Genomic DNA, 7,813 nt, shown 5'->3' with positions numbered 1-7,813 from the left:
GACGGCGCGGCGCTGGGGCTCGACGACGGGACCGAGATCGAGTGCCGGACCGTCGTCCTCTCGGCCGGGACCAGGCCGCGCACCCGGCTTGCCGCGGCATCCGGACTCGAGGTGGGCCGGGGGATCGTCGTCGACGACACCCTCCGGACCAGCGACCCGGACATCAGTGCGATCGGTGACTGCGCCGAGCACCGCGGGTGCGTGACCGGCCTGGTCGGTCCCGCCTGGGATCAGGCAGGCGTGGTCTCCGCCCGACTCGCGGGTGCGACCCCGGCCGCGAGGTACACCGGCGGCGTCGCGGTGACCAGGCTGAAGGCGTTCGGGGTCGACGTGGTCTCCCTCGGGGAACTCGCTGACGACATCCACGCCACCGGGGTGGAGGTGACCGCGGTCTGCGAGCCCTCACGTGGCCGGTACGCGCGGGTGGACGTGGTGGACTCCCGCGTGACCGGGGCGGTGCTCGTGGGTCACCCCGAGCCCGTCGGATTCCTCACCCAGCTCTACGAACATGCGCTGCCCGTCCCCGACGACGTGCTGTCCGTCGTGCTCGGTCGGGCCGGCGCCGCGACCACCGACACCCCGTCCACGATGCCGGCCGCGGCCGTGGTCTGCCGGTGCAACGGGGTGAGCAAGGCCGACCTCGTCCACGCGTGGTCCGAGGGACACCGGGACGTGGCGGCGATGGCCTCCCGGACCCGCGCGGGGACCGGGTGCGGGGGGTGTTCCGCCGCCGTGGACGGCATCTGCGGATGGCTGCGGGACTGCGCGTGACGGACCACCTCCCCGGGCACCCGGGACCCCGGGCGCCGGGGCCGACGACACACGGACGACACAGGACTGAGGCAGGATGGACACCGTGACGACCAACGACGACTTACCACTGCTGGGCCGTACGGTCGCGGTGACGGCCGCGCGTCGGGCGTCGGAACAGAAGGTCCTCCTCGAACGCCGGGGTGCGACGGTCCTGCACGCGCCGGCGATCCGGATGATCCCCGTGGCCGAGGACGAGCTCGTCCGCTCCGCCACCGCCCGGGTGCTCGCCGCCCCCGCCGATCTCATGGTCCTCACCACGGCGACCGGCGTCCGGTGGTGGACACAGGTGTGCGAGGAGTGGGGGTACTCGACGGACCTGCACGCCCTGATGGACCGGGTGCCGCTGTACTCCCGCGGACCCAAGGTCACCGGAGCACTCCGCGCGGCCGGCCTGCGCGAGCACGCGTCGGCGGCGAGCGAGGCGACCCCCGAACTCCTGGAGATGCTGCTGGAGCGCGGGGTCGACGGCCTCACCGTGGCCGTGCAGCTGCAGGGGGCGAGCTCGGACTGGAACCCCATGGCGCCGCTGGTGGAGGGTCTCCGCGAGGCGGGAGCCGAGGTGATCGTGGTGCCCATCTACCGGTGGGAGCTCCCCGAGGACCTGGAGGCCTTCGACGACCTCGTCCGGACCGTCTCCCGGGCGGGAGTCGACGGGGTGACGTTCACCGCCGCCCCGGCCGTGGTCTCGATGCTCGAGCGGGCGGACCTGATGGGGATCCACGATGACGTGCTGGACGCCCTGTCCGGCCCGGTCGCCGCCCTCTGCGTGGGGCCGGTGACCGCCGAACCTCTCGTCGACCTGGGTGTGCCCGTGTCGATGCCGGACCGGATGCGCCTCGGCGCGCTCATGCGGCACGTCACCGACGAGTTGGTCGCGCGGTCGCGGACCGTGACGGCGGCAGGGCACGAGCTCACCGTGTGTGCGGCCGGGGTCCTCATGGACGGTCGCCCCATCGAGCTCTCGCCGGCGCCGCTGGCGCTGTTGCAGGCGATGGCGGACCGGCCGGGCAAGTGCCTGAGCCGGGAGGACCTCCTCGCCGTACTCCCCGGCGACGGCGCCGACCCCCACGCCGTGGAGACGGCGATGGGACGCCTGCGCAGAGCGCTCGGGGTCCCCGGCCTCGTGACCACCGTGGTCAAACGCGGATACCGGCTCTCGGTCTAGAGTCGGCGCTCGGTCCAGAACCACCGGGGGACAGGACGGGCCACACGCGCGAACAGGCGCCACCACGTGAACCACGCGGTGGCGCCTGAGTGGCGGTACGGCCCGATCAGGGGCGCACCAGGTGTACTCGGCTAGGCGGCGGTCCGACTGGTCTGGTGCCGGATCGCGGGCTGCGTCGAGACCAGAACCGTGCCGTCGACGACCCTGGCGGGGAAGACGGACAGCCCGTACGCCTCGTCGTCGATCCCCCGTCCGTCGTCCAGGGCGTACGCCTGCTTGCCGATGGGGGAGATGGCCACCGGAACGCCCCCACGGTCGCCGACGAGACCGCGGCTCATCACGGCGGCCCGGGCGATCGGGTCGATGTTGCACAGGGCGTGGACGCTCCCGTCGTCCAGGAGGTAGACGGCGATCTGTCGGCCGTCGGGCAGCAGGGCGGCGACGCCCCGACCCGGGATGAGCCGATCGAGGGAGCAGACCACGATCTCGGTCGGGGAGAGGGTGGCGGTCATGATGGTGTCCTTTCTGAATGTGCTGCTGGGTGGTCAGGCCCGTGCGGGCATCGCGGGGGAGCCGAGAAGAACGGGGACCTTGCGGCCGTCCTGCTCCTCGAACTCGACGGTGGGGTCCGGGGACTCGGGGGCGTTGACGAAGGACACGAAGCGCGCGAGCTTGTCCGGGTCGTCGAGGACGGCGGACCACTCGTCCACGTAGCCCGCCACATGCGCTTCCATGCGGCCCTCGAGTTCCGCCGCCAGGCCGAGCGAGTCGTTGCACACCACCTCGCGGAGATGGTCGATCCCACCGTCCATCGACTCGAGCCAGGGCGCCATCCGCTGCAAGCGCTCGGCGGTCCGGACGTAGAACATCACCGTCCGGTCGATGTAGCGGATCAACTCCTCGTCGGTCAGGTCCCCCACGAGGAGTTGCGCGTGCCGGGGCGTCGCGCCCCCGTTGCCGCCGACGTAGAGGTTCCAGCCGGTCTCCGTGGCGATCACGCCGACGTCCTTGCCGCGGGCCTCCGCGCACTCGCGGGCGCAGCCCGAGACCGCCATCTTGATCTTGTGGGGGGCGCGCAGCCCGCGGTAGCGGTTCTCCATCGTCACCGCCATCCCGACGGAGTCCTGCTGTCCGTACCGGCACCACGAGGTGCCGACGCAGCTCTTGACGGTGCGCAACGACTTGCCGTACGCGTGCCCCGACTCCATCCCGGCGTCCACGAGCCGCTTCCAGATCACCGGCAGTTCCTCGACGCGCGCCCCGAACATGTCGATGCGCTGACCTCCGGTGACCTTGACGTACAGGTCGTGGTCGCGGGCGATCTCCCCGATCACGATGAGCTGCTCCGCGGACACCTCACCTCCCGGCATACGGGGAACCACCGAGTACGTGCCGTTCTTCTGGATGTTGGCGAGGAAGTGGTCGTTGGTGTCCTGCAGGGCGGCCTGCTCGCCGTCGAGGACGTGGTCGGAGCTCGTGGAGGCGAGGATCGAGGCGACTGTGGGCTTGCAGATGTCACAGCCGGTCCCGTGGCCGAAGCGCTCGATGAGACCGGAGAAGGTCCGGATGCCGGTGACCGTGACGATCTCGAAGAGTTCGGAGCGGGACTGCTCGAAGTGTTCGCACAGCGCCGTCGACTGCTCGACCCCCTCCGCCTCGAGGACCTGCTTGAGCAGGGGGATGCACGATCCGCACGAGGTGCCGGCCCGGGTGCAGGACTTGAGGTCGGCCACGTCGCAGGCGCCGCCGCAGATCGCCTCGCGCACGTCGCCCTTGGTGACGGCGTTGCACGAGCAGATCTGTGCCTCGTCGGGGAGCGCCTCCACGCCGACCCCGGGCCCGGCGTCGGTGGTCCGTGAGATGAGCGAGATCGGGTCGTCGGAGGGCAGGGCGCGGCCGACGAGTGGCTTGAGCAGCGAATACGGCCCGGAATCACCGACGAACACCCCTCCCAGGAGGGTCGTGGCGTCGTCACTCATCACCAGCTTGGAGTAGGTCCCCGCGACGGGGTCGTTGACCACCACCTCGAGGCAACCGGGCGTGACGCCGTGCGCATCGCCGAAACTCGCCATGTCCACGCCGAGGAGCTTGAGTTTGGTGGACAGGTCGGCCCCGGTGAACTCGCCCTCTCCGCTGAGGATCGTGGACGCGGCGACCTCGGCGGAGGTGTACCCGGGGCCGACGAGCCCGTAGCAGGTGCCGTCGATGGCGGCGCACTCGCCGATCGCGTAGATGTTCGGGTCGGAGGTCCGGCACCCGAGGTCGGTGAGGATGCCGCCCCTCTCGGCGGTGTCCAGTCCGGACAGCCTCGCGAGCTCGTCCCGCGGTCGAACACCCGCCGAGAACACCACGAACGCCGCGTCGACGACCGTGGTGACGCCCTCGTCGTCGGTCAGCCGGACGGATACGCCGTCTGCCGTCTCGGTGATCTCCGTTCCGGTGATCGAGAGGTGGATCTCGATCCCGAGGTCACGGATGAGCGAGGCCAGAACATGCCCGCCCCCGGCGTCGACCTGCAGCGGCATGAGCCGGTCGTTGCGCTCCACCACGTGTGGCGTGAGCCCGAGCAGGCTCACCGCGTTGGCGGCCTCGAGCCCGAGCAGACCGCCGCCGATCACCACCCCGTGGGAGCCGGCCCCGGCGCGTTCGGCGGCCGCGCGGATCCCGTCGAGATCGTCGAGGGTGCGGTAGACGTGGCACCCCGGCAGGTCGTGGCCGGGTACGGGCGGGACGAACGCCCGCGACCCCGTCGCGAGGACCAGTGTGTCGTAGGCGATCCGCTCACCCGACGTCAGTTCGACCTCGCGGACCTCGCGGTCGATCGAGGTGACCAGCTGGCCTGATCGCACGGTCACCCGGGGGTCGGCCGCGTGCTGCGCGTCCTCGAGGTGCAGCGACTCGCGGTCCCACTCACCGACGTAGGAGGACAGGCCCACGCGGTCGTACGCCGGGTCCGACTCCTCGCCGATCACCGTCACGGTGAGATCGGCGGTGGCCCACCGGGATGCGAGGGTGGAGACGAACCGATGGGCGACCATTCCGTGCCCGACGACGACGATGTGCTCGGTCATGGGGGGACCTCCTTCTAGCCTGTGCCGACCAGGCTAGGAACCGCGTGTTGCCGTTCAATGGCGGCGGATCACGGCGCCGTGACGACTTGCTCACAGGTCGAGGGACGCCGGGTGAGGACCCCGTGGGGTGGCGGGAGGAGGGCCCCGCAGAGGGGGCCGGGTCAGTCCAACGGGAGGAGGTTGGTGGGGGTCTGGGACACCTCGTCGACCCGATCGAGCTTCTGGCGCAGGGACTCCCACTCACCGGCGGGGATCTCCCTCGTCAGTCGCCGGAGGACGGCGGTATCCGGGGTGGCCCACGCGACGGGCATGGGGGAGATGAACTGGTACAGGTTGTCGGCGCCGCGGGCGCTGCGGTTACCCACCACCGCGACGCAGGGGACCCGCTCGCCCACACGGGCCTCGTGACCGGGGATCTTCTCGCAACTGCGGACCGCCAGGGCGGGCAGCGTGCCGGCGGATCGGTCGACGGCGCGGTCGACCAGGGCCAGCAGCGTCACTCCGCGCGGTCGGACCTCCGCGACGATCGCCGGGACCAGTTCCGAGGTGGCGTAGGTGTGCGCCATCGACCCCATCTTGCGGGGGATGTACCAGATCATCGCCAGGCACCCGATCGCGAAGACCCCGGCCACGGTGGCGACGATCCACCCCCATGCGGCCAGCTCGGAGTACAGGAGCATCCCGGCCCCCGCGGCGAGGACGACGACGCCGAGGACGCCCGCCGACCACTGGAGGCGACGCACCTCGGCCAGGCTCTCGTTGTTCCTGCGGACCCAGGCGTCGTCGACGGGGAAGTCGGCGAGGCGGTACTGCTCGTGCGGCGTGCGGGAGGTGCGGTCTGAGGCCATGGGTCCAGTATCCCAGGCGTCGCGGGGCGGGCGCGGCGACCAGGGTGGTCCGTGTGCCCTCAACCGACCTCGGGCAGGTCCGGTCCGAGCAGGTCGTCGGCGTCGACGATCCGGTACGCGTACCCCTGCTCGGCGAGGAAACGCTGGCGGTGGGCCGCGTACTCGGCGTCGAGGGTGTCCCGGGAGACCACCGAGTAGAAGTGGGCCTGCCCGCCGTCCTGCTTGGGACGGAGGAGTCGTCCGAGCCGCTGCGCCTCCTCCTGACGGGAGCCGAAGGTCCCGGAGACCTGGACCGCCACGCTCGCCTCGGGCAGGTCGATGGAGAAGTTCGCGACCTTGGACACCACGAGGGTGGAGATCTCCCCGGAACGGAAGGCGTCGAACAGTGCCTCCCGTTCCTTGGTGGGCGTGGAGCCCTGGATGACCGGTGCGTCGAGCTCGCCCCCGAGCTGCTCCAGCTGGTCGAGGTAGGCGCCGATCACCAGGGTCGGCGCGCCCGCGTGCCGGGCGAGGATGCTCTTGACCACCGCGGTCTTGGTCCGCGCGGTCGAGCACAGTTTGTACTTGTCCTCCGCCTCGGCGGTGGCGTACATCATGCGTTCGTTCTCGGTGAGCGTCACGCGCACCTCCACACAGTCGGCCGGGGCGATCCATCCCTGTGCCTCGATGTCCTTCCAGGGGGCGTCGTATCGCTTGGGGCCGATGAGGGAGAACACGTCCCCTTCCCGTCCGTCCTCGCGCACCAGGGTGGCGGTGAGCCCGAGTCGGCGACGCGACTGCAGGTCCGCGGTCATCCGGAAGACCGGTGCCGGGAGCAGGTGCACCTCGTCGTAGATCATCAGCCCCCAGTCACGGGAATCGAACAATTCGAGTGCGCGGTGCACGCCCTTGGTCTTGCGGGTGACGACCTGGTAGGTGGCGATGGTGACCGGGCGGATCTCCTTGCGCTCACCCGAGTACTCGCCGATCTCGTCCTCCGTGAGCGTGGTGCGGGCGAGCAGTTCGCGTTTCCACTGCCGCCCGGCGACGGTGTTGGTCACGAGGATGAGCGTCGTGGCCTTGGCGCGGGCCATCGCCGCGGCACCGACCATGGTCTTGCCGGCGCCACAGGGCAGCACGACGACACCGGACCCGCCGGCCCAGAAGGAGTCCGCCGCCATCTGCTGGTAGTCGCGCAGCTCCCAGGGCTCGGACTCGGTGGACAGCGCGATCTCGTGCGCCTCGCCGTCGACGTACCCGGCCAGGTCCTCGGCCGGCCATCCCACCTTGAGCAACTCCTGCTTGAGGCGGCCGCGCTCGGAGGGGTGGACGATCACGGTGTCCGCGTCGATCTGGGCGCCGAGCATCGGGGCGATCTTCTTGTGCCGTCTGACCTCGGCGAGCACGGCGGCGTCCAGCGAGATCAACGTCAGACCGTGGACCGGGCTCTTGACCAGTTGGAGGCGGCCGTAGCGGGCCATCGTGTCCGCGATGTCGACGAGCAACGGCTGAGGGACGGGGAAACGGGAATAGGTGACCAGTACGTCGACGACCTGCTCGGCGTCGTGCCCGGCGGCCCGCGCGTTCCACAGGGCGAGCGGCGTGATCCGGTAGGTGTGCACGTGCTCGGGCGCGCGCTCGAGTTCGGCGAACGGTGCCAGGGCCTGTCGGGCGTCGCCTGCCTGGTCGTGGTCGATCTCCAGCAGCACGGTCTTGTCCGACTGGACGATCAGCGGTCCACCACTCACTTCGGTTCTCCTCGCGTGTCGCGGGTCCGGTCGGGCCCGACCCTCCAGTGTCCCGAATTTCGCCTCAGCGTGTCGGGTCGACGTCCGCGACGGAGATCACGCGGTGCAGCGGCAGGCTCACGGCCTCGGCGGAGTCGGGCTCGATTCCCTCGATCCGTCCCCCTGCGACGGAGACGGGGACGACGAGCC

Annotated in this window: 6 protein-coding genes; 2 read left to right on the top strand and 4 right to left on the bottom strand. The window is 70.9% G+C overall.

Features of this window, described 5'->3' with window-relative positions:
- On the top strand, positions 1 to 771 hold a 771-nt coding region (locus tag G6019_RS06370; protein ID WP_182627224.1), incomplete at its 5' end, for an FAD-dependent oxidoreductase.
- Between the two features lie 76 nt (positions 772 to 847).
- The gene (locus tag G6019_RS06365) at positions 848 to 1,978 is read left to right on the top strand and encodes a uroporphyrinogen-III synthase (RefSeq protein WP_194305502.1); all 1,131 of its coding nucleotides are present in this window, start codon (positions 848 to 850) and stop codon (positions 1,976 to 1,978) included.
- Positions 1,979 to 2,109: 131 nt separating this feature from the next.
- On the opposite strand, the gene nirD is transcribed toward G6019_RS06365, so the two are convergent.
- From nirD to G6019_RS06345, 4 genes are all read right to left on the bottom strand, one after another.
- Complete coding sequence (gene nirD, locus G6019_RS06360; RefSeq protein WP_107755832.1) at positions 2,110 to 2,490, bottom strand: nitrite reductase small subunit NirD; 381 nt, start codon at positions 2,488 to 2,490, stop codon at positions 2,110 to 2,112.
- A gap of 33 nt (positions 2,491 to 2,523) precedes the next feature.
- A complete protein-coding gene (nirB, locus tag G6019_RS06355) occupies positions 2,524 to 5,049 on the bottom strand; it encodes a nitrite reductase large subunit NirB (RefSeq protein WP_107755833.1) in 2,526 nt (841 codons plus the stop codon).
- 161 nt (positions 5,050 to 5,210) lie between these two features.
- Positions 5,211 to 5,897 (bottom strand): DUF3239 domain-containing protein, encoded by a 687-nt coding sequence (locus G6019_RS06350; RefSeq protein ID WP_107755834.1) that lies wholly within the window; start codon positions 5,895 to 5,897, stop codon positions 5,211 to 5,213.
- 59 nt (positions 5,898 to 5,956) lie between these two features.
- Positions 5,957 to 7,624, bottom strand: a complete 1,668-nt coding sequence (locus G6019_RS06345; RefSeq protein WP_107755835.1) for a DNA repair helicase XPB — start codon at positions 7,622 to 7,624, stop codon at positions 5,957 to 5,959.
- Between the last annotated feature and the right edge of the window lie 189 nt (positions 7,625 to 7,813).

It is taken from the genome of Dietzia sp. DQ12-76 (assembly GCF_014145045.1).
Lineage (GTDB): Bacteria > Actinomycetota > Actinomycetes > Mycobacteriales > Mycobacteriaceae > Dietzia.
The sequence above is the reverse complement of the archived record's forward strand: the minus strand, read 5'-3'. Positions and strand labels throughout refer to the sequence as shown.

Coding starts and splice junctions, on each gene's coding strand:
- G6019_RS06365 (WP_194305502.1), top strand. CDS start 848: ATGGACACCGTGACGACCAACGACGACTTACCACTGCTGGGCCGTACG.
- nirD (WP_107755832.1), bottom strand. CDS start 2,490: ATGACCGCCACCCTCTCCCCGACCGAGATCGTGGTCTGCTCCCTCGAT.
- nirB (WP_107755833.1), bottom strand. CDS start 5,049: ATGACCGAGCACATCGTCGTCGTCGGGCACGGAATGGTCGCCCATCGG.
- G6019_RS06350 (WP_107755834.1), bottom strand. CDS start 5,897: ATGGCCTCAGACCGCACCTCCCGCACGCCGCACGAGCAGTACCGCCTC.